The 19,965-nt window shown below is 63.5% G+C and carries 17 protein-coding genes; 11 read left to right on the top strand and 6 right to left on the bottom strand.

All coding sequences use genetic code 11. The annotated features are described in order from the left end of the window. Positions 1 to 15 precede the first annotated feature (15 nt). Both HYR72_06580 and tauD read right to left on the bottom strand, forming a co-directional pair. A complete protein-coding gene (locus tag HYR72_06580) occupies positions 16 to 534 on the bottom strand; it encodes a hypothetical protein (protein ID MBI1814624.1) in 519 nt (172 codons plus the stop codon). A gap of 52 nt (positions 535 to 586) precedes the next feature. Continuing rightward, a complete protein-coding gene (tauD, locus tag HYR72_06575) occupies positions 587 to 1,411 on the bottom strand; it encodes a taurine dioxygenase (protein ID MBI1814623.1) in 825 nt (274 codons plus the stop codon). Positions 1,412 to 1,663: 252 nt separating this feature from the next. On the opposite strand from tauD, the gene HYR72_06570 reads away from it, so the two are divergent. The 3 genes from HYR72_06570 to msrB all read left to right on the top strand — a co-directional run bounded on the left by HYR72_06570 (position 1,664) and on the right by msrB (position 4,375). Further along, positions 1,664 to 2,944 (top strand): patatin-like phospholipase family protein, encoded by a 1,281-nt coding sequence (locus tag HYR72_06570; GenBank protein MBI1814622.1) that lies wholly within the window; start codon positions 1,664 to 1,666, stop codon positions 2,942 to 2,944. 193 nt (positions 2,945 to 3,137) lie between these two features. Next, positions 3,138 to 3,803, top strand: coding sequence for a peptide-methionine (S)-S-oxide reductase MsrA (gene msrA, locus HYR72_06565; GenBank protein ID MBI1814621.1), 666 nt, complete (start codon positions 3,138 to 3,140; stop codon positions 3,801 to 3,803). Then, positions 3,803 to 4,375, top strand: coding sequence for a peptide-methionine (R)-S-oxide reductase MsrB (msrB, locus tag HYR72_06560; GenBank protein MBI1814620.1), 573 nt, complete (start codon positions 3,803 to 3,805; stop codon positions 4,373 to 4,375). Before msrA ends, msrB begins: the two co-directional genes overlap by 1 nt. Before the next feature lie 2 nt (positions 4,376 to 4,377). On the opposite strand, the gene HYR72_06555 is transcribed toward msrB, so the two are convergent. Together HYR72_06555 and HYR72_06550 are read right to left on the bottom strand one after the other, a co-directional pair. Further along, positions 4,378 to 5,985 carry an AMP-binding protein gene (locus HYR72_06555; protein MBI1814619.1) on the bottom strand — a complete coding sequence of 536 codons (1,608 nt, stop codon included), beginning with the start codon at positions 5,983 to 5,985 and terminating at the stop codon, positions 4,378 to 4,380. 70 nt (positions 5,986 to 6,055) lie between these two features. Further along, the gene (locus tag HYR72_06550; protein ID MBI1814618.1) at positions 6,056 to 6,400 is read right to left on the bottom strand and encodes a YciI family protein; all 345 of its coding nucleotides are present in this window, start codon (positions 6,398 to 6,400) and stop codon (positions 6,056 to 6,058) included. A gap of 117 nt (positions 6,401 to 6,517) precedes the next feature. On the opposite strand from HYR72_06550, the gene HYR72_06545 reads away from it, so the two are divergent. Both HYR72_06545 and HYR72_06540 read left to right on the top strand, forming a co-directional pair. Continuing rightward, positions 6,518 to 7,783, top strand: coding sequence for an MFS transporter (locus HYR72_06545; GenBank protein MBI1814617.1), 1,266 nt, complete (start codon positions 6,518 to 6,520; stop codon positions 7,781 to 7,783). Positions 7,784 to 7,882: 99 nt separating this feature from the next. Beyond that, positions 7,883 to 8,869, top strand: coding sequence for an RNA polymerase sigma factor (locus tag HYR72_06540; protein ID MBI1814616.1), 987 nt, complete (start codon positions 7,883 to 7,885; stop codon positions 8,867 to 8,869). Positions 8,870 to 9,068: 199 nt separating this feature from the next. Here HYR72_06540 and HYR72_06535 read toward each other — a convergent pair whose 3' ends face one another. Beyond that, on the bottom strand, positions 9,069 to 10,211 hold the full coding sequence (locus HYR72_06535) for a nitronate monooxygenase (protein MBI1814615.1): 1,143 nt from the start codon (positions 10,209 to 10,211) through the stop codon (positions 9,069 to 9,071). 96 nt (positions 10,212 to 10,307) lie between these two features. Between HYR72_06535 and HYR72_06530 the strand changes: the two genes are divergently transcribed. Next, positions 10,308 to 11,219: a sulfotransferase gene (locus HYR72_06530; GenBank protein MBI1814614.1), complete on the top strand. Its 912-nt coding sequence runs from the start codon at positions 10,308 to 10,310 to the stop codon at positions 11,217 to 11,219. Positions 11,220 to 11,248: 29 nt separating this feature from the next. After that, positions 11,249 to 13,810 carry a toll/interleukin-1 receptor domain-containing protein gene (locus HYR72_06525; GenBank protein MBI1814613.1) on the top strand — a complete coding sequence of 854 codons (2,562 nt, stop codon included), beginning with the start codon at positions 11,249 to 11,251 and terminating at the stop codon, positions 13,808 to 13,810. Positions 13,811 to 13,851: 41 nt separating this feature from the next. Here HYR72_06525 and HYR72_06520 read toward each other — a convergent pair whose 3' ends face one another. Beyond that, positions 13,852 to 14,055 carry a hypothetical protein gene (locus HYR72_06520; protein MBI1814612.1) on the bottom strand — a complete coding sequence of 68 codons (204 nt, stop codon included), beginning with the start codon at positions 14,053 to 14,055 and terminating at the stop codon, positions 13,852 to 13,854. On the opposite strand from HYR72_06520, the gene HYR72_06515 reads away from it, so the two are divergent. The 4 genes from HYR72_06515 (at position 14,024) to HYR72_06500 (ending at position 19,857) form a co-directional block, all read left to right on the top strand. Further along, positions 14,024 to 14,860 carry an endonuclease/exonuclease/phosphatase family protein gene (locus HYR72_06515; GenBank protein ID MBI1814611.1) on the top strand — a complete coding sequence of 279 codons (837 nt, stop codon included), beginning with the start codon at positions 14,024 to 14,026 and terminating at the stop codon, positions 14,858 to 14,860. The two genes, HYR72_06520 and HYR72_06515, sit on opposite strands and share 32 nt — an antisense overlap. A gap of 174 nt (positions 14,861 to 15,034) precedes the next feature. Then, entirely contained in the window at positions 15,035 to 16,093 is a 1,059-nt protein-coding gene (locus HYR72_06510; protein ID MBI1814610.1) for a hypothetical protein, read from the top strand. Continuing rightward, entirely contained in the window at positions 16,071 to 18,461 is a 2,391-nt protein-coding gene (locus HYR72_06505; protein MBI1814609.1) for an MMPL family transporter, read from the top strand. Before HYR72_06510 ends, HYR72_06505 begins: the two co-directional genes overlap by 23 nt. A gap of 25 nt (positions 18,462 to 18,486) precedes the next feature. Further along, positions 18,487 to 19,857: an outer membrane lipoprotein-sorting protein gene (locus HYR72_06500; protein ID MBI1814608.1), complete on the top strand. Its 1,371-nt coding sequence runs from the start codon at positions 18,487 to 18,489 to the stop codon at positions 19,855 to 19,857. Positions 19,858 to 19,965: the final 108 nt, after the last annotated feature.

Raw genomic sequence — 19,965 nt, 5'->3', positions numbered from 1 at the left:
GTCAGCGGCGTTCGGCTACCACCAGCGCACGCCAAACACGGTATAGAGGAGCCGGCCGAGGCTGACCGCTGCCGGGTCACCGGCGCGAGCAGTGCCGCGAGCCGGATCGACCCCGGCGAGAATGGCATCCCACGGCGGTGCGGCCGCGGGCGAAGCCGTCCGCAACGCGAACGACAGCTCGACGCGATCACCGGGCCGCAGGCGGCCGAGCGCGTAGGTGCGCACGCCGGCGTCCTCGCTCATGGCGAACGGTCGCTCGACCTTGCCGAAGGTTCGTACCGTGGGTGGAAGGACTGCCGCCTGCAGCCCAGAGTCGTGCAGGCGGACACGGACTTGCTCCTGGTCTTCAGTGCCGGTGTTGCCGACGGTGAGCGTGTAGATGGTAATACAGCCGCTGCTCAGACACGTGGGCGGCAACGTATAGGCCGCGTACAAAACCTCTTGCTCCGGCCGCGAGAAGATCGACGCCCCGCCGCGCGCCAGCGCCAACCCTCCCAGGACAGTCAGCATCCACCGGAGTTGACGGGGGGTCACGGTCTCTCCACATCGTCCGTGAGGACCGCGTCAGGGTCCGACAAGGCGACTATCAAAACGGCGCGTCGCCGCAGATCGTGACGCGTTCCATGCGGCGATGAGCGCGGACGTTGTCGGTCACCACTCGGTGCTGCGTGCAGCGGTTGTCCCACATCGCGATCGAGTTCGGGCGCCAGCGGAAGCGGCAGGTGAACTCCGGCGAGGTGACGTGCTCGCAGAGGAAGTGCAACAGCGCATCGCTCTCCTTGCGCTTCATCCCTTCGATGCGCTTGGTGAACGAGGCGTTGACGTAGATGCCCTTGCGGCCCGTCACCGGATGCGTGCGAATCACCGGGTGCACGGCGGTCTGATCTTGCTCCAGCTTCTGTTTCTGTTCGGCAGTGGCGACGGCGAGGAAGGTGCCGCCGTCGTGTTTGGCGCGCAGCTCCCCGAGCAGCCGTTGCATCGCCGACGACAGCGCGTCGTACGCTGCGTACATGCTCGCCCACATCGTATCGCCGCCAGCCTCGGGTATGACCAGGCCGCGGAGGACGGAGCCCAGTGGCGGCTGGCGCTCGAAGGTCACGTCACTGTGCCAATGCTCCGCGACGTACGGCATGTGCTCGTTGCTCTCGAGCACGACGATCTCTGGATGACCTTCCGCCTGCAGCGAGGGCAGTACCGGGTGTACGTGCAGTTCGCCGAAGCGTCGCCCGAAATCCTTGTGCTGCTGTGCGCTGATGTTCTGATCGCGAAAGAAAATGACCTGGTGCTGCATCAGCGCCGCATGGATCTCGCGCTCGGTGTCCGCGTCCATTGCCACGGCTAGGTTCACCCCCGACACTTCCGCGCCGAGCGCGGCAGCGATGGGTTCAACTCGAATGCGTTGGTCAGTCATGAAGGGCTCTCCTTCGTCGCGGATGGTCCTGACCTTAAGATGAAAGGTGACGAGGAGCAACCGACTCCCACGCCTCCTACCCGCGGCGATCACCCGCGCTGGGAGCCGAGTTGTGCGACGACCGCCTAATGCGCCGGCAGCGACTGCTGTGGCGATGAGCACCGGAGCGTCGTTGACCGATCGCGATCAAGGTCCACACAGATTCGGGAGCGTCTCTCGCGGTGGCATGACCGGTGCTTTTCCAGGGGTGGGATGCTCGGTCTCGTATTGACGGCTGGCGGCGCGCGCGGCGCCTATCAAGCGGGTGTGCTCAAGCGCATCGGTGAGATCGCCGCGCTCCGCCACAAGCCCTCTCCATTTCGAATCGTCACCGGCGCGTCGGCGGGCGCGATCAACGGGGCGATGATCGCGGCGCTGAGTCCCAATTTCCGCGAGGCGACGCAGCAACTCGCCCGATTGTGGTCGGAAGTCACGGTGCGCGACGTGTTCAAGGCCGATGCGCTGTCGCTCGGCGCCAACGGTCTGCGCATGTTGCAGGATTTGACCTTCGGTGGGTTGCTCCCGGGCGCCGGTGTGCGCTCGTTGCTCGACGCCTCGCCGCTGCGCGCCTTTCTCGCCAAGCACCTGCCGCTCGAGGGTATCGCCGAATCGATCCGGCGCGGACATCTCTACGCCGCGGCGGTGTCAGCCACCAGCTACCACTCGGGCAAGTCGTTCACCTTCATTGAAGGAACGCCTGGGCATCCGCTGTGGGTGAAGGCCCGCCGCGTCACGCTTGCGGTCCGACTCACCATCGATCACATCTGCGCCTCGGCGGCGATTCCGATTGTCTTCCAGCCGGTGCGGCTGCGCTCGGAGGTTGGCGATTTCTACTTCGGCGATGGCGGACTGCGGTTGGTGACGCCGTTCAGCCCGGCGATCCGGCTTGGCGCCACGCGGGTGTTCGCGGTCGGGATCCGTTGCCCGCGTTCGGCAGACGATCTCTCGCAGACGGAGTTGATCACCCGGCGCGACGAAGAACCGAAGATGCCACCGCCGCCGCTGTCGCAAATCTGTGGCGTCTTCTTCAACGCCATCTTTCTCGATCATCTCGATACCGATCTCGATCACCTCAAGCGGATGAACGAGTTGGTTCGCCGCTACGGCGGGGGTGCGGTTACCTCCACGCAGGAAACTGACCGGCCGGCGATGGAGCCCATGCGGGTCGTGACCCCGCTGGCGATCAATCCTTCTGAAGATCTGGCGATCGTCGCCAAGGCCTTGGCGCACAAGATGCCGCGTCTCGTGCGATACCTCATGGATGGTCTGGGAACCCCGGACGCGCAGAGCGCCGATCTGATGAGTTACCTGCTCTTCGATTCCGCCTACACGCGGGCGTTGATCGACATCGGCTATCGCGATGCCGCTGCGCGCATCGATGAGATTGAAGCGTTTCTCCTCGCCGACGCGGTCGGCGCCGTCGCCCCTCGTCCCGTCTCGGTCCTGAAGCCGCGCACCTCGCGCGTCGCCAGCGAATCATCGCGGCCGGCGTAGCATCGCCCCTTGCGCGCTGAAAGCCTGCGACGAGGTCGTTGAACCCCCGTCGAAAGCCGGCAACCATCTCCAACGCTACGAACCGCGAACCGTTCGTTTGCAGCGTGAGCTGAAACCGGATCAGTTCCTAGGCATCGTACTCGCGGGAACTCGGAAGCCCACGTGATAGTTTAGTGTGTGAAGGAAGGATCTGATGATTATCGCCACAACTACTTCGACTACACGCTGGCTGCTGCTCGCTGCGGTAGCGAGCCTTGCGTTGCTGCGGCTGCCCGCCGCTCATGCCGCCGACAGCGTCCAACCTCAGTCGACGGCTAAGGCCACCTTTGCTGGTGGCTGCTTCTGGTGCATGCAGCCGCCGTTCGAAAATCTTCCCGGCGTGGTATCGGTCACGGTTGGCTACACCGGGGGCCAGACGAAGAATCCCACCTACGAGGAGGTTTCAGCCGGTGGTACCGGGCATGCCGAGTCGGTGCAGATCGTCTACGATCCGCAGAAGATCCGCTATGAGCAGTTGCTCGACGTGTTCTGGCACAACGTCGACCCGATTACGTCCAACGCGCAGTTCTGCGATCACGGCAATCAGTATCGCACGGCGATCTTCTATAACGACGAGACGCAGCGGAAGTTGGCGGAGGCGTCGAAGCACCAACTCGATGAGTCCAAGCGCTTCGCCCGCCCGATCGTCACCGAGATCGTCGCGGCGACCGAGTTCTATCCGGCCGAGGAGTACCACCAGAAATATCACGACAAGAATCCCGTGCGGTACAAGTACTATCGCTGGAACTGTGGCCGCGACCAACGCCTGAAGGAGTTGTGGGGCGCGGCGCCGAACGGCGGGATGGAGGAGGCGCCGTAATGTTCGCCATGATGCACAAACGAGTTGCACCACGCCGAATGCTGCTGTCCTTCGTCGTGATCGCGGCAATGCTCGCCGGTGCGCGTCGCGACGCGCGCGCATGGGACGCCGCGACGTTTCACAAACCCAGCGAGGCGACGCTGCAGCAGTCGTTGACACCGATGCAGTTCAAGGTCACGCAGCAGGAAGGCACCGAGCCGCCGTTTCGCAACGAGTACTGGGACAATCACCTCCCCGGCATCTACGTCGACGTGGTCTCCGGTGAGCCGGTATTCAGCTCGCTCGACAAATTCGAATCCGGCACCGGTTGGCCGAGCTTCACCAAGCCGCTCGCCGCGGACAACGTTCGCACGAAGACCGACTTCAAGCTCTTCGGGCCACGCACGGAAGTCCGATCCGCGCACGCCGATTCGCACCTCGGGCATGTCTTCGACGACGGCCCGCCGCCGACCGGCAAGCGGTACTGCATGAACTCCGCCGCGCTGCGCTTCATTCCGGTGGCGAAACTGCAGGAAGCGGGCTACGGCGAGTACCTCCCGCTCTTCACCAGCACGCCGGCCGCCGGCAAGTGAGGTCAGAGTTTCGCGCGCAGGATCTTCCCGCTCCCGGTGCGCGGAAAGTCAGCGACGACGTCGAGTTGCTCGGGCCACTTCTGTTTGGCGAGTCCCTTGGTTGTAAGGAAGGCCGTGAGCGATGGCAGATCGATGGTGGCGCCGGGGCGCAAGCGGACCACCGCGCACGCCCGTTCGCCGGTCGCCGCATCGGGGCGCGGGATCAGTGCGACTTCGGCCACGGCTGGGTGTTCCGCGATCAGGTCTTCGACTTCCTTCACACTGATCTTCTCGCCCTTGCGGATGATGATGTCCTTCAGGCGGCCCGTGATGCGGAGATAGCCCGCAGCGTCGAGCACGCCGAGGTCGCCGGTACGAAACCAGCCGTCCGACGTGAAGCTCTCGGTGTTCAGTGCGGTGTCGAGATAGCCGGCGAAACATTCCGGCCCGCGCCCCTGCACCTCGCCTTCACTGCCGGCAGCCACACTCGCGCCGGACTCGTCGGCGATGCGAATTTCTGCCGGCCAGATCGCACGACCTTCGCTATCGATCCCGCGCGCGAGCGCGTCGTCCGCACCGGTAGTCGTGAGCGTGGGAAATTCAGTCGAACCGTAGACCCGTTTGGTCACACAGTGCGGCAGCCGCTCGCGCGCGCGCCGCATCAGTTCGGGCGAGACGCCGGCGCCGCCGCACGAGAACAGGCGCAGCGAGCTGAGATCGTGTTGCGGCGCGGAATCCGCGTGCGCGAGGAGGTCTTGCAGAAACGTCGGCGCGCCCACCATGTAGGTGACGCGCTCGCGTGCGATCAGCTCGATGGCCCGCGTCGGTTCCCAACGGTCCATCAAGACCGCGCTGGTGCCGAGCAGTGCCGGGGTGAGGATGGCGTGGATGACGCCGGAGATGTGGGTCAGCGGTGATGGCATGAGCGTGCGGTCGGCCGGCGTGAGTTGATGGACCCGTTCGAGCGAGCGCACTTCGGCGATCAGCGATTGGTGCGTGTGCAGCACGCCTTTGGGTTCGGCGGTCGTGCCTGATGTGTACATCAACATGAGAATCGCGCCGGGGTCGGTCGCTCCCGGCGGGGGCATCTCTGGGCGCAGCGCGCGTTCCCACGGAGTGTCGAGAAACTCGCTCAGTGAACGCAAATCGGGTGCGGCGGCGTCACGCGCGACGAACAGGAACTCGAGTTGCGGCAGATTCGAGCGTAGCGCCGTCCACAGTGCTGGGTAATCAACGCCACGGTAGGTGCCGGGAATGATCGCGGCACGGGCGCCTGACTGTCGCAGTGAGAACTCCAACTCGCGTGCGCCGAAGATCGGCAGCAACGGATTGACCGTCGCGCCGAGGCGGGTGGCGGCGAGGAACATCACCACGGCTTCCCACCAATTCGGCAACTGGTACGCGATCACGTCGCCCGCGCCGAGCCCGAGCTGGCGCAGCCCGCGCGCGGCGCGCTGGCTGAGGCGATCCAGTTCGAGGAACGTCAGCTGGCGAGTGCCGTCAATCACTGCGACATCGTTCGCGTGCGCGGCAACGGTTCGATCAACGTGCTGGTGCAGCGGCAACTCGCCCCAGAACGGGCGGTAGTCGGGCGCGTCGGCGGGCGGGCGATGGGTCGGCTGCAGACTCACGGAACCGGCTTAGTCGAAGTCGATGGACGGGGTCAACGCGAACGCGACCCCTCAGCGCGTCCTGCTGACATCAAAACAAGAGCGGACGCACTTCAATCGAGCCATTCCTCGCTGTCGGAATCTTTGCCGCCAGTTCCAGCGCGTGATCGAGATCCGTGCAGTCGAGAATGTAGAAGCCACCGAGTTGTTCCTTGGTCTCAGCAAACGGCCCGTCAGTGCGGAGCGTCTTGCCATGGCGAACCCGGACGGTGGTGGCTGCGGTTGTCGGTTGCAGCTTGCCGCTGTCGCGCAAGATGCCGAGCTTCTCTACCATCTCGGTGAAAGCCGCATACTCGGCCATGAGTTCTTCGAACTCGGGATCGCCGGGCTTCAGTTGCTGGGTTTCCACATCGCAGATCATCATCAGGTATCGCATGGTGGGTCCTCCTTGCTGTGTGATCGGGCGCAGTCCCGGCGCCTCTACTGTGCTGTCGAAGTCGACCGCAGGAAATCGACATCAGGTAAACATCTTTCCGTTCAGTTCTCTTCCCGTGTGTTGTGCCGTCGTATAGCCTCTCGCCCGTCAGAGATCATTAGAGGAGATCGCACAACGCCAGCCCTGGCGCTTCTTCGCCGCCGCGATTTCCGTCGCCTGTACGTCGCCATCGCAATCAGCGAACTCGGCGACGCGTTTCACTACATCGCGCTGATGTGGCTGGCGCTGATCGAAGGTGGGCCACTCGGCGTCATCGCGGTGCGCCTCGCCGATAGTGTTCCCGCGTTGGTGTTCGGCCTTCACGGTGGAATCGCAGCCGACAGGTGGGATCGCAAGCGGACGATGATCAGCGCTGACTTGGCGCGCGGGGCGATCCTCGTTCCGGTCGCGATTGCGGGGCTGGCGCATCGATTGCCGCTGTGGGGATTGGTTGTGGCGGCATTTCTGCTCGAAACGGCGACCTCATACTTCGCCCCCGCTTACAACGCGCTGGTGCCCGCACTTGTTGACCGCGACAACGTGCAGGAGGCGAACGCGCTGGTCGGCGCGACGACCAACGCGCTGTCGATCGGCGGATGGGCCGCGGCCGCCGGACTGCTGGCCATCGCGCCGCTCAGCACGTTCTTCGCGTTGAATGCAGTTTCCTTTTTCCTGTCCGCCGCATGCATCTGGCGCATCGCTCGCTCCGACGGTCGCGGCACCAACGTGAATGCCGAACCGCCGCGGATTCGCGAAGCGCTTACGACGCTGCGCCCACTGCCCACTCTGGCGGCTGGTGTCATCGTGCTCGGTCTGGGCGTAACGATCTCGGCGGGAACGTGGATCACCGGCGTGCCCGCATTGGTGCGCGACGTACTGCATCGGGAAGCCGGCGGCTTCTCGATCGTGATGGTCGGATACGCGATCGGCTCGGTGGCCGTCGGCGCGGTGCTCGCCCGCTACCCGATGAAGAACAAAGCGCGCGCCAGCTTGCTCGCGTGGACCTTGTATCTTCCAGCCTACGGCCTGTTTGCGATCAGCGGTTCGCTCCCGAGCGCCGTTGCCGGCGCAGTGGTCGCGGGAGTTGGGCACAGCGCCGCGCTGATCCTGCTGACTTCGGCGGCGCAGGAGCAGATTGCCGACGACGTGCTGGGTCGCGTGATGGGCGTGATCTCACTGGTCCATCGCGGTGCGCATGCGACCGGCCTGTTGCTGATTTCGCCGCTGTTCGCGATTGTCGCTCCGCGTGCGATCTTTGCCGGTGCGGCGATCGTCATCCCGATGGTCGGAATCGCCGGAGCCCTCCTTGCCTACTCGATCGACAGGCGCAGCCAGGTTGCCTGACCTTCCGAGGAGATTCCTCGACTCGCTTCGACGTATCCTTTTCGTTTTCCCATTCGTCTATAGGATGAAAGCCGACGTAAGGAAGGGAAGGGCACGTGCATGGCGGACATCGAACTCAACGATCAACTGCGACGGGGACTCGTGAGTGCTTGGCATGAATTCCTCGAGGCGCTCGATCCCATTCGGCCGGACCTCTACCGATATTGCCGCCGGCTCACGGGCGACATCTGGGACACCGAGGACCTTGTGCAAGAGACGTTGCTGCGCGCCTTCGGCCATTTGAGTCAGGTCCTCTACAGCATCAAGCATCCGCGCGCTTACATTCTACGGATGGCATCGAATCTGTGGATCGACACCGTGCGGCGTCGCGTCGCCGAAGGTGACGCCCTGGCGCTGCACGCCGCCGATCCGTCCAACGCGACGGCGCCCGCTTCTTCCGTTGCGGAGTCAATCGAGCTGCGCGAGGCCGGCACCCGACTCATGCTGTCGCTGGCACCTCAGGAGCGTGCCGTCGTGGTGCTGAGGGACGTTTTCGACATGAGCATCGAAGAGACCGCGAGCATTCTCGACACCACACCGGGCGCGGTCAAAGCGGCGCTACACCGCGGGCGCAGTCGTCTGCGCAACGCCAACGAAAGAGGGCCGCGGCGCCCGCCGCCGTCGGCGGAGCTACTGGATCGATTTGTCGAACGCTATCGCGCGCGCGATCTTCCCGGGCTGCTGGCGTTGATGAGCGATACGGCGACGATCGAGATGCACGGCTTGGAAACCGAAATCGGTCGCGCGGGCTTCGAGCGCCAGCGCGGTTGGTTCCATCACAACTTCTACAACCCGTTCGATGGATCGCCGTCGACGTTGCGATGGCAGGCGGTGGCCTTTCAGGAGGAACCCATCGTGCTGGTCTTCGATGGGCTGGACGATGCATTGGTCTCGGTCATGCGCATCGAAGAGCAGGACGGTGCCGTGCAGCGGATTCGGGTCTACGCGTTGTGTCCGGACACCGTCGCCGAGGTCGGTGCAGCCTTCGGGTATCCGGTGCGGACGTTGGGCTATCGGTTTCCGTTCAACGTGAGCGCGCAATCGTAAGGTATGCGCCACGCGCCTCCGCGCTCGTGTCTCGCCAGTCTATGTCGCGTTCCGTGTAGGGGCGACGCATGCGTCGCCCGCGAATTGACGAGATCCACTGCGGAGAAGACGGAGGGCGATGCATGCATCGCCCCTACGCTTCAGAGAAGATAGCAAGTCGCGGGCAGGTTCGAGACGCGACTAGACCCAGAGATCACGTCTACTCGCCTGCCAGCAGACCATTCATCCGTTCCATGGCATCGAGGCAGCCCTCCACCATTTCGCGCACGACGTCGCGTGTCGACATGGCCACGTTCATCTGACCGACGACCTGGCCGACGAAATAGGTTACGAGCGGGCGCGCGCTCGAGTCGGCTTTGTGGGCGACACGCTGGATGCGGCGCTGCGCATCGGCCACGAGCATGCTTTGTAGCGGCATCGCCAACGGCGCGGGCGCACCCGGCTCGTCCCAGGCGTCGGTCCACGCGCTGCGCAACATGCGCGCCGGCTTGCCGGTGAGCGAGCGGGAACGGCGCGTGTCGGCGGATGTCGCGGCGAGAAATTTCTCCCTGATCGCTGGCGTCGTCTCCGCCTCGTGTGTGGTGAGCCACACCGATCCGCACCACACGCCCTCGGCGCCGAGCGCCATCGCCGCCGCCATCTGCCGCCCCGACGCGATGCCGCCGGCGGCGAGCACCGGGAGGGGAGCGACCGCATCGACGACCTGCGGGATGAGGACCATCGTCGCAATCTCACCCGTGTGTCCGCCACCTTCGGTCCCCTGGGCGATGACGAAGTCCACGCCGCCTTCCTTGTGCGCGAGCGCATGATCGATCCGCCCGGCCAGTGCAGCTACTGGGATGCCCCGAGCGTGGGCTTTATCAACCAACCATCGCGGCGGGGTTCCCAGCGCTGACGCGATGAGAGCGACCTTGTGATCGAATGCAACCTCAATCAGCGGACCCATGCTCTTCGGATCGATGCGCAAGCCGGCCATGCCGCGTTGGTCGCGCTCGTTCTCCGTCGACGGCGGAAGCGGGGGAACGCTGTAGCGTTCGAGCACCGCCTCGATCCATTCGCGATGCGCGTCGGGCACCATCGATCTCAGACTGGCGGGATCGAATCCGCCGGCCTCGGCGCCGACATACTTGCTGGGGATGAGCAGATCGACGCCGAACGGCCGCCCTTTGGTCTGCTCCGCGATCCATTTGAGGTCGATGTCGAGCTGCCCGGGAGTGTGGGCCACCGCGCCGAGCACGCCCAACCCGCCCGCGTTGGTCACCGCCGCCGCCACGTCGCGACAATGGGTGAAAGCGAGGATCGGGAAATCGATCCCCAACATCTTGGTGACTCTGGTGTGCATGGAATCTCTCTAACAGCCGTGACCTCAGCGCGCTACTAATGAAGCCGGCGAGCCTCTATCTTGCACGCGGCGAATGTGCGAATCCAGCCCGCAGCGATGACTCTGCCGAACTTTCTTGTCCTCGGCGCCGCGAAGGCGGGAACCAGCGCGCTGCACCAATACCTGCTCCAACACCCGGCGATTTTCTTGCACCCGACCTGGAAGGAACCGCGGTTCTTCGCCTACGAGGGTCAGCCACCGACCTATTGCGGGCCGGGTGATGAAACATTCAATCGGCGAACGATCACCACTCTGGATGCCTACGCGGCGTACTTCGAAAACGTCCGGCATGAAACGGCGATCGGAGAAGTGTCGCCGGTCTACCTCTACAGCGAGCGCGCGCCGGCATGCATTCAACACTACATTCCGCAGGCGAAGTTCATTGTCGTGCTGCGCCATCCGGTGGATCGAGCGTATTCGCACTTTCTGCAGCTCGTGCGCGATCAGCGAGAACCCCTGCGCGATTTCGCCCAGGCTCTGGCTGCAGAGGATGCGCGCGTGCGCGCCAACTGGGAATGGTCCCGGTACTTCCGCCGCGTCGGGCGCTACCACGAGCAACTGACGCGCTACTTCGATCATTTCGATCGGCGCCAGTTTCAAATCCATCTGTATGAAGACTTCGAGGCTGACCCGGTTGGAATGTGCCGAGACATCTTTCGCTTCCTGGGGGTTGATGACGCATTCACTCCCGATACCTCGCGGCGGCACAATCAATCCACGCTTCCCACCAGTGTGGCGTTCCAGCGAGCGCTGCATGCGGTCGCACGAATGCTACTCCCAGCAAAGTCGCTGCTGCCGACAACATGGTGGCGACGTGGCGGAATGATATGGCGACGGTTGTACGAGTCGAATCAATTTAGGCCCGCGCTCGATCCTGAACTCCGCCGGCAGTTGACGGCGAGTTTTCGCGACGAGATTCGACGGCTGGAAGCATTGATCGAGCGCGATCTGTCGCGTTGGTTGGAGTAGCGGCACAGTCAGCACCACGACTCGCCTCGTTGGAAAGCCCGACGCGTCTGAGCAGATTGACGAGACGACGTGCACCGTGCGAAGCAGTAAGTACCGCAATGCCAACAGCCACACCCACTCCACTCCGTGTCTTCCTGAGCTACAGTTGGGATTCGCCCGAGCACAAACAGCGCGTCCTTGAACTGGCGCAACGCCTTCGCGCCGACGGCGTAGACGCGCGGATGGACCGCTTCACTACCTTCCCCGAGGAAGGCTGGCCCCGTTGGATGGAGAACGAGATCGAGCATGCAGCGTTTGTCGTTGTGGTTGCAACGCCGAAATACGCGGAGCGCTTCGCCGGCCACGCGCCTGCGGGTATGGGGCTCGGCGCGACCTGGGAAGGTGCCATCGTCACGCAGGACCTCTACGAGAGCGGGGTGCGCAACAGGAAGTTCTTGCCGGTCATCTTCTCGGATGCGGACGGCGCAAACATTCCCAAGCCACTTCGCTCCTTCATGCGCTATCGCGTTGACAGCGAGGAAGGTTACCTGGCGCTGTACCGGCAGATCACTGGACAGCCTGAGATCGTTCCCGTCGCGCTCGGCGCAATGCGCGATCTGCCGAGCGGTACTGGTGTCGGTGCTCTGCCACCGCTGGCTCCTGTCCAGATTCACGACCACGCTGCCGCACGCTCGAATCTGCCTCGCTTGCCGTATGGTTTCTTCGGGCGTGAGGAAGAGTTGCAGACGATTGCCAGCGCACTCGAGCCGCAAGCCCGCACCTGGGGCGCGCTCATTGACGGCCCGGGCGGCATGGGCAAGACGGCTCTTGCCATTCGCGCCGCGGAGCAAACTCCACCAGGCCAGTTCCAGCGCATCATCTTCCTCTCCGCCAAATCCAGCGAGCTGACTCCGGACGGCCAGCGGGCTTTGTCGAACTTTGTGACGCCGGCGTATCGAGAGATGCTGACCGAGCTTGCCCGCGAGATCGATGTGTGGGACGAGGCCAAGACGAAGGACGAGAAGGAGCGCCCCGCGCTACTACAGCGGGCTCTGCAGAACGAGCGCGCTCTGCTGATCTTCGACAACCTGGAGAGCCTGCCGGCGGACGACCGCGACCGGCTGTTCGATTTTCTGAGCCGACTGCCACGCGCTTGCAAAGCCATCGTAACCAGCCGGCGGCGCTCGGATGTGGATGCGCGCGTCCTGCGGTTGGACAAGCTCGGCCGAGGTGCCGCGCTTCAGTTCATCGCCGAGTTGGCGCGCGACCGCAAACCGCTGCGCCTCGCCACGGAAGGCGAACGCGCTGCCCTTTATGAAAACACCGGCGGCAACCCACTTCTCATCCGCTGGATCGCCGGGCAACTCGGTCGCGGCCAATGCCGCACGGTGGCGACAGCGCTCGACTTGCTCCGCAACGCTCCGGCCGACAACGATCCGCTGGAGTTCATCTTCGGCGATCTCGCCGATACCTTCACCGAAAGCGAGACTCAAGTGCTCGCGGCGCTCTGCCACTTCACGTTACCGGTTGAAGTGAGGTTCATCGCCGAGCTCAGTGGCCTGCAGGCGGTGGCGGCGCAGACGGCGTCGGAGAATTTGACCGACCGCGCTCTGGTCATCAGTGATTCCGAAGCCCGCCGCTTCGTCCTGATGCCGCTAGTGGCAGCCTTTCTTCGCCGTGCTCGTCCAGAGGCGGTGCGGGCTGCGGGGGACCGCCTCACGGGTCGCGCCTACGCGCTGGCAGTGGAAGACGGCTATGCTAAGCACGACCACTTTCCCGTGTTGGAGGCCGCCTGGCCCACCGTCGCCGCCGCACTACCGCTTTTCCTGCAAGGGTCGAATGACCCCCTTCAGACGGTCTGCTACGCGCTTGGGACGTTCCTCGATTTCTCCGGCCACTGGGACGAGCGTCTCTCCTTGAGCCTTCAGGCGGAAGGAAGGGCCGTGGCCGCAAAGGACTTCGACAATGCCGGCTGGCGGGCCTATGACGCCGGCTGGATACACTACCTGCGCGGTCAGTCCGAGGAAGTACTCGCCTGCGCTGAGCGCGCCTCCGCCTACTGGCGGGAGGCCAAGGCGGGCGCGCGGGAGCGGGCATATGCCCTCCGTCTGCGCGGTACTGGGTACCAACTCGCGAAGGACTATCCCGCCGCGATCACTGCCTACGATGAGGCCGTCGAACTCTGGCGCAGCCTGTCGCGGGAAAGCGAAGATGTTGCGATGGGCCTGAACGATCGAGCCGATGTTGAGTATCTGGCGGGGGATTTGGCCGGCGCTGAGCGCGACCACCGTGAGGCTCTGCGTATCGCGAAGGCGCTCGGAGACTCGGAAGGAGTCGCAGCTTTCACCGGCAACCTGGCGCAATTGGCGCTGAACCGCAAAGACTGGGCCGCTGCCGAGGCGCTGGCGAGCGAGGCTTTGGCCTTGGCTGAAAAGCTCGGTCGCAAGGATCTGGTCGCAGAGGAGTGTGCCAACTTGGCACAAGCACTGGCTCACCAGAACCGGAAGCCGGAAGCATTGCCCTACGCCCAGCGCTCCGTGGACCTCTACACACAACTCCGCTCGCGGAGTTCGGACGGGGCTCGCAGAATCCTCGATGAGTGTCAGTCGTAGTTTGCCCTCGACAAACTGTAGAGACTGTCGACACGGCCGCGTCATCTCGTGTCGCGGTCTTTGTGCATGGTGCAGATGACATTGCCCTCGGTGCCGTGAAACTGGATGAGCCAGCCGACGCCAGGGATGACGAACTTCAGTATCACCACCTCGGCCGATGAAGTCTCGATCGTGGCTGAGGTGTCGTCAACGAGGTCGTCCATCGAGAAGCGGATGGCCGTGCTGTTGTACCTGAGACTTGTCACCTGGAATCTGCACGGGCCCCCGTTCGCGCCGCGGCGACGCGCTCGAATGGGCGCCGCCGCGATGGAGATTGCGCGGCGGGCGCCGGATCTCGCCTTGCTCCAGGAAGTCTGGTTTCCCGGCGACGCTGCCTACTTGGTCGATCAGCTTCGCAGTGACTACGACTCGATCGATGTTCCGGCCGGCGCGCTGCTTGGCCGCAAGGGGGGGTTGCTCGCGTTTCTGCGGAGGTCGAGTCCGTGGTCAACGGAACGGCGCGTCGCTCGCTTCGAGGAATTCGGCGCGGCGGCGAGTCGACTCATCTTCTGGCAAGGCGACGGCCTTGGCGCCAAAGGTATTCAGATCATCGAACTGCGCCATCGTGATTCCAGCCAACGGCTGTTCGTCCTCCACACGCACCTGCAAGCGCAGTACGGTGAGTACCGCTATGAGGAGATCCGACACGCGCAGATTGCCCAGTTGTCAGAGGTGGCAGCGGGATTGGACTCGGCGGTGCCGGTGCTCGCGGCCGGCGATCTCAACACGATGCCGGAAGAGACGGTGCTGTACGCGCAGATCACTGGTCCATGGGGAGACCTCACGCAGAAGCTGCGTCAGCGGTGCGGCCGCGGCACCGTCCTTCACAACGAAGCTGTGAAGGAGAACGAATGGCTCGACTACGTTCTGGCGCACCACAGTCCGGCTTGGCGTTTCACCGCTGAAGTCGAAGCGATCCGCAACACCGGCGTCGACGATCCCTTCTCCGACCACGATGGCTTGGATGCCGCGATCGCCATCCGCACTGCAGTGAGCCCAGCCCTTGACTAACGGTCGTTAGTTAGGCACCGAGTGCGGGCGAATGACAATCCCTGAGGCCATGAACGGCCGCGCGGTCTCGCCGCGACGCGAACGGCGGCACGGTGAGAGTGAAATGCTGTTGACACAAACGAATTGCGCGACCTATAACCCGGCGGCCTTCGCGCGAGTGACGTTGAGTTCCGGGTGTTGAATCGATTCCATATCCATCTCGGTGTGCAGTCTCGACGCGTCCTGCGCGTGCTGCTGGCGGTAGGTCTGGCCGCGCTGGCGCCCCGGCTGGCCGCGGCGGCGCCACCGCCGAGCGAACGGATCACCGACAATCTCTACGGTACGAGATTCCTGAACGATGACGACGCGTGGGTGGTCGGCGCGTTCGGCACCATCTATCGGACGCACGATCGCGGCAAGACGTGGCAGTCGCAAGCGTCGCACACGCAAGAACCGCTGTTCGCCGTGGATTTCACCGATACCAATGAAGGCTGGGCGGTCGGCCGCTCCGGTGTGATCGTGCACACCAACAACGGCGGCGATTCGTGGAGCGCGCAACCCAGCCAGACCGATCATCACCTCTTCGATGTCGACTTCGTCGATGATGAGGTCGGGTGCGTCGTCGGAGACTGGGGTACGATTCTGATCACGAAAAATGGCGGCGAGACATGGGAGCCTCACTCGTTCTCACGCGACGTCATCTTGAATAGTGTCTCGATGGTCGATCGTAAGCACGCCTGGATCGCCGGCGAAGCCGGCACCGTGCTGGTAACCGAAGACGGCGGGCTGACGTGGAGCGAGCAGCACACCGGGGCCGACAAGACGCTCTTCGCCATTCACTTCGCCGATCGCCAGCGCGGTTGGGCCGTCGGCATGGACGCCTTGATTCTGCACACACAAGACGGTGGCGCCACCTGGGAGTTGCAAAACGGCTCGGGGCAAACCGGCGGCTTGGAGCAAGTCGGTGCCGGGCAAACGTTCGACAACCCCACCCTGTACGCCGTAACCGTGGTTGGGCCGAACGGCTACGCAGTGGGCGAGATCGGCGCAATTTTCACCAGCAGCGACAGCGGCAGAACCTGGACCCGGGAGCCGGTGCCGCAATCGTGGGGGGTTAGCTGGCTGCGGGACGTGGCGATCGTTCCCGGTGCCAACGGAATGATGGTCGGCGCCGGCGGACGGCGCGTAGCGATAGCGGACGGTCGGGTCGATCTCCCTCGCGAGAGTACACATGCTGCCGAAACGCCTCATTGAGAAGTATCTTCACTTTCTGCTCCGATACCGCGTGCCGGTGTCGATCGCGATCGGCATCAGCACGCTCTTCTTGCTGTGGTTCTGCATCTTCCGCTTGACGATCTACACCAATTTCATCGACCTCTACCCGCCCGGCCATCCGTACATTCAGACCTACTTCAAGTACCGCAGCATGTTCGGCACCTCGAACGTGCTGGTCATGACGCTCGAAGTCCAGAAGGGTGACCTCTTCAGCGACCCGGAGATCATCCACAAGGTCGATCGCATCACCCTCGACCTCCTGCACAACGTGCCGGGCGTGAACGGCGAGCAAGTGATTTCGATCACCCACCCGAAGTTGAAGACAACCCTCACGTCGGGCTCGGGCATCAAAGTGGTGCCGCTGGTCTATCCGAAGCTGCCCGATGATCAGGAGGAACTCGATTTCTTGCGGCAGAAGATTTACACCACCGAAGGCGTGCGCGGCCTGTTCGTCTCGAAGGACGACAAGGCGACGTTGATCACCGCCGGCTTCTGGGAAGAGTACATCGACCTCGCCACCATGTGGCAGAAGGTGCAAGAGATCGTGAAGCGCGAGGAAGCCGATGGCAAGGTGAAGATCTACGTCGCTGGCCCGCCGATTCTGTTCGCGTACTTCCAACAGGCCCTGGGCAGCATGGGCTACGTGCTGGCCGCCACCGGCATCGCGATGATCCTCCTGCTGTGGTTCTACTTCCGCACCGTGCAGGGGGTGGTGATCCCGACCTTCTCGGGTCTGATGAGTGCGGTCTGGGGTCTGGGCTTCGCGGGCTTGGCCGGACTGACACTCGACCCGCTGGTGCTGGTGGTCTTCGTCCTGATCACGGCACGCGCGCTCAGTCACTCCGTGCAGTCGATGGAGCGCTACCACGAGGAATACTTCCGCTTGAAGGACAAGCGCGCCGCCATCGTCAGCTCGTACGTCAGTCTCTACAGCCCGGCGATGGTGTCGATCGCCTCTGACACCGCGGCGACGTTGACTATCGCGGTGGCCAGCATTCCGCTGATGCAGAAGCTCGCGTTCGTCGCCGCGTTCTGGATTCTGTCGATCTTCCTTAGCGTGGTGACACTGCACCCGATCATCCTGTCGTTCGTGCGGCCGCCGAAGCACGAGCCCAAGGCCGGGCAGCTCTCCGATCGCTTTTACAACGCCATCACCCGCTGGCTGATCGCGCTGGGCAGCGGCACCTGGCGCTGGGCCGTGGTCGCGACGTTCGCGCTGATGATGGTGATCGGCGTTTACTTCGGCCATCATCTCAAGACCGGCGACACCGAGCCGGGCCATGCGCTGCTCTATAAGGATCATCCGTACAACGTCGCTTTCAGCAAGGTGAACGAGAAATTCGCCGGTGCCAGCCAACTCGTCATCATCGCCGAGGGCAAGCGGCCCGAGGCGATCAAGGACGCGCACACACTCAATCAGCTCGACCTCTTTCAGCGCTACATGGAACAAGGCGAAGGGGCGGACGGCTCGCTGACCGCCACCACACTGCTGAAGAAAATCTTCCGTACCTTCCACGAAGGCGATCCGAAGTGGGAAATGCTGCCGACGCGCAACGACCACGTTGGGCAGCTGTTCTTCCTCCTCACCTCCGGTACCAGCCGCGGTGAGATGGACCGCTTCTTCAGTCCTGACTACAACAATGCCACGGTCACGATCTTCTACAAGAACTACACCAACGAAGTCATTCACGGCGCCCTCGATCGCGCCAAGGCCTACATTGCCCAGAACTCGCAGCCCAATGACAGCGTACGCTACTTACTCGCGGGCGGACTGCTCGGCCTTCTCGCCGCCACCAACGAAGAGGTCGACTGGTCGTATCGAGTGAACGTGCCGCTGATCTTCTTCGTCGTGTTTCTGTTGAGCTTCGCGACCTACCGCTCGGTGGTCGGCGCGCTGATCGTGATGATTCCCTCGTTGGTGGCGCAACCTCTGTCCGAAGCAGTGATGTATTTTGTCGGCATCGACTTCAACATCAACTCGCTACCGGTAGCCGCCATCGGCATCGGTATCGGCATCGATTACGGCTACTACGTGCTCAGCCGCATCGTCGAAGAGTACGAAGTGGTGCAGGACTTCGACGAAGCCAATCGCCGCGCGATCGCCACCACCGGCAAGGCGATCATTTTCACCGGCACGACGCTGGTGGTCAGCGTCATGTTTTGGCTATTCCATCCGCTGAAGTTTGAAGCCGAGATGGCGTTCTTGCTGATGATGTTGATGATCTTCCACGCGATCGGCGCTCTGGTGTTCATCCCGGCGCTAGTGTCGTTGCTGAAGCCGCGCTTTGCCATCGAGCGGGCGGCGCAGCGCGTTGAGCTCGCGGCACGAACCGGCACAGTCGGCTGACGCCGCGGCCAGAAGGGGGCAGACGATGCGCAAGTCGTTGTGGTTCGTCTTGATACTGGCAGTCGGGTGGTTCGTTGTTCATGGGGCCTCTGCCGCGCCCCAGCCTGACGCCGAGATGGCGGCCAAGCAAGCCAAGGAAGCCGGCGTGAAGCCCGGCGAGGTGCTGGGCAAGGACAACTGGGAGCAGGCCAAAGATCTCCTGCCCCCCGAGATCCTCAGGCACTACAAAGACGGCGAGTACGTCAACACGATCATCGATTGGCCGCTCGGCGTCTATCATTGGGACCCACAGTTCAAAGCCGCCAGCGAGACGAACGCCGGCCGTTACACGGTCACTCCGGTTGGCACCGTGGTCGACAAGACGAGCGGCCAGCAACCGCCGTTCATCTACGGGCTGCCGTTCCCGACCATCGATCCCGCCGATCCCAACGCCGCGATCAAGATCGAATGGAATTTCCAGTACGAGTACTGGAACGAAGGCAACAGCCACAACATGGTGCTGCTCAACTGGGTGAACCCGTCGCACGTCGACCGCGAAGCAGTGCAAGACGTCCACTTCCTCTATTATGACGGCCAAGGCGAGCGCTATCGCATCGCCAATCCGAACAATCTCTCCGGCCAGTTCATTGCCATCGCCACCAGCCCCGCCGACTTGAACGGCACTGCCGCGCTCACCTGGCGCTATCGCGAAGCGACCAAGCGCGACTCGAACTGGGTGTACGTGCCGGCGCTGCGTCGCGTGCGTGCGGTCAGTCCCTCCAATCGCTCCGACGGCTTTCTCGGCTCCGACATGAGCCAAGACGACGGGCCGTTCTTCGACGGCAAGCCGGAAGACTTCACGTGGAAGCTGGTCGGTGAAACCGAAGTGCTGCGCTTGGTCGATGCCGCCAGCTTCGCGGGTCGCCCGACTCAAGTGTGGCTGCCCTCCGGTGGTTGGCGCTCGGTGTGGCCGGCGGGCGTGCCGACCGTCGGCTTCCAGGATCCGAGTTGGAAGGGTGTCGGGTGGGCGCCGGTCCGCGCCGCCCTAGCGCGCCGCCCGAGTTGGATCATCGAGGCCGTGCCCAAGGACAAGTACTACCTGTACGGCAAGATCCAACTCTACGTCGACAAGGAAACCTATCAGGGGGCGTGGAACCGCAAGTATGGCTGGACCGGCGAACTGCTCAACACGCTGCAGGTGCTCGCGTATCAGAAGGAAGAGCTGAAGCGCCCCGACGGCACCAGCGAGTGGCTGTGGGCATCGTCGATGGCCTATCAGTGCGCCGAGAACATCAAGATGAATCGCGCGACGTTGGGCGGACTGCTCCCGCCGGGCAAGGACGTGCCGAACGACCGCCGCGTTCCCTACGACCCCAGCTTCTTCGACTACAACACGTTGCAACGCTTCGGGAAGTGAGTGGTGAATGGTGAGCCGTGACTCGTGAGTCGTGACCGACGGAACAAGTTGAAAATCTCCACCCAATCCCCGACTCACCACTCACGACTAACGACTCACGATTCCCGA

Source organism: Deltaproteobacteria bacterium, from assembly GCA_016178705.1.
In the GTDB taxonomy this organism is placed as follows: Bacteria; Desulfobacterota; Binatia; order HRBIN30; family JACQVA1; genus JACOST01.
The sequence above is the reverse complement of the archived record's forward strand: the minus strand, read 5'-3'. Positions and strand labels throughout refer to the sequence as shown.

Excerpts from the sequence above, each read along its gene's own strand:
- tauD (MBI1814623.1), bottom strand. The coding sequence starts at position 1,411 with ATGACTGACCAACGCATTCGAGTTGAACCCATCGCTGCCGCGCTCGGC.
- HYR72_06570 (MBI1814622.1), top strand. The coding sequence starts at position 1,664 with ATGCTCGGTCTCGTATTGACGGCTGGCGGCGCGCGCGGCGCCTATCAA.
- msrA (MBI1814621.1), top strand. The coding sequence starts at position 3,138 with ATGATTATCGCCACAACTACTTCGACTACACGCTGGCTGCTGCTCGCT.
- msrB (MBI1814620.1), top strand. The coding sequence starts at position 3,803 with ATGTTCGCCATGATGCACAAACGAGTTGCACCACGCCGAATGCTGCTG.
- HYR72_06550 (MBI1814618.1), bottom strand. The coding sequence starts at position 6,400 with ATGCGATACCTGATGATGATCTGCGATGTGGAAACCCAGCAACTGAAG.
- HYR72_06540 (MBI1814616.1), top strand. The coding sequence starts at position 7,883 with ATGGCGGACATCGAACTCAACGATCAACTGCGACGGGGACTCGTGAGT.
- HYR72_06535 (MBI1814615.1), bottom strand. The coding sequence starts at position 10,211 with ATGCACACCAGAGTCACCAAGATGTTGGGGATCGATTTCCCGATCCTC.
- HYR72_06530 (MBI1814614.1), top strand. The coding sequence starts at position 10,308 with ATGACTCTGCCGAACTTTCTTGTCCTCGGCGCCGCGAAGGCGGGAACC.
- HYR72_06515 (MBI1814611.1), top strand. The coding sequence starts at position 14,024 with ATGGCCGTGCTGTTGTACCTGAGACTTGTCACCTGGAATCTGCACGGG.
- HYR72_06505 (MBI1814609.1), top strand. The coding sequence starts at position 16,071 with ATGCTGCCGAAACGCCTCATTGAGAAGTATCTTCACTTTCTGCTCCGA.
- HYR72_06500 (MBI1814608.1), top strand. The coding sequence starts at position 18,487 with ATGCGCAAGTCGTTGTGGTTCGTCTTGATACTGGCAGTCGGGTGGTTC.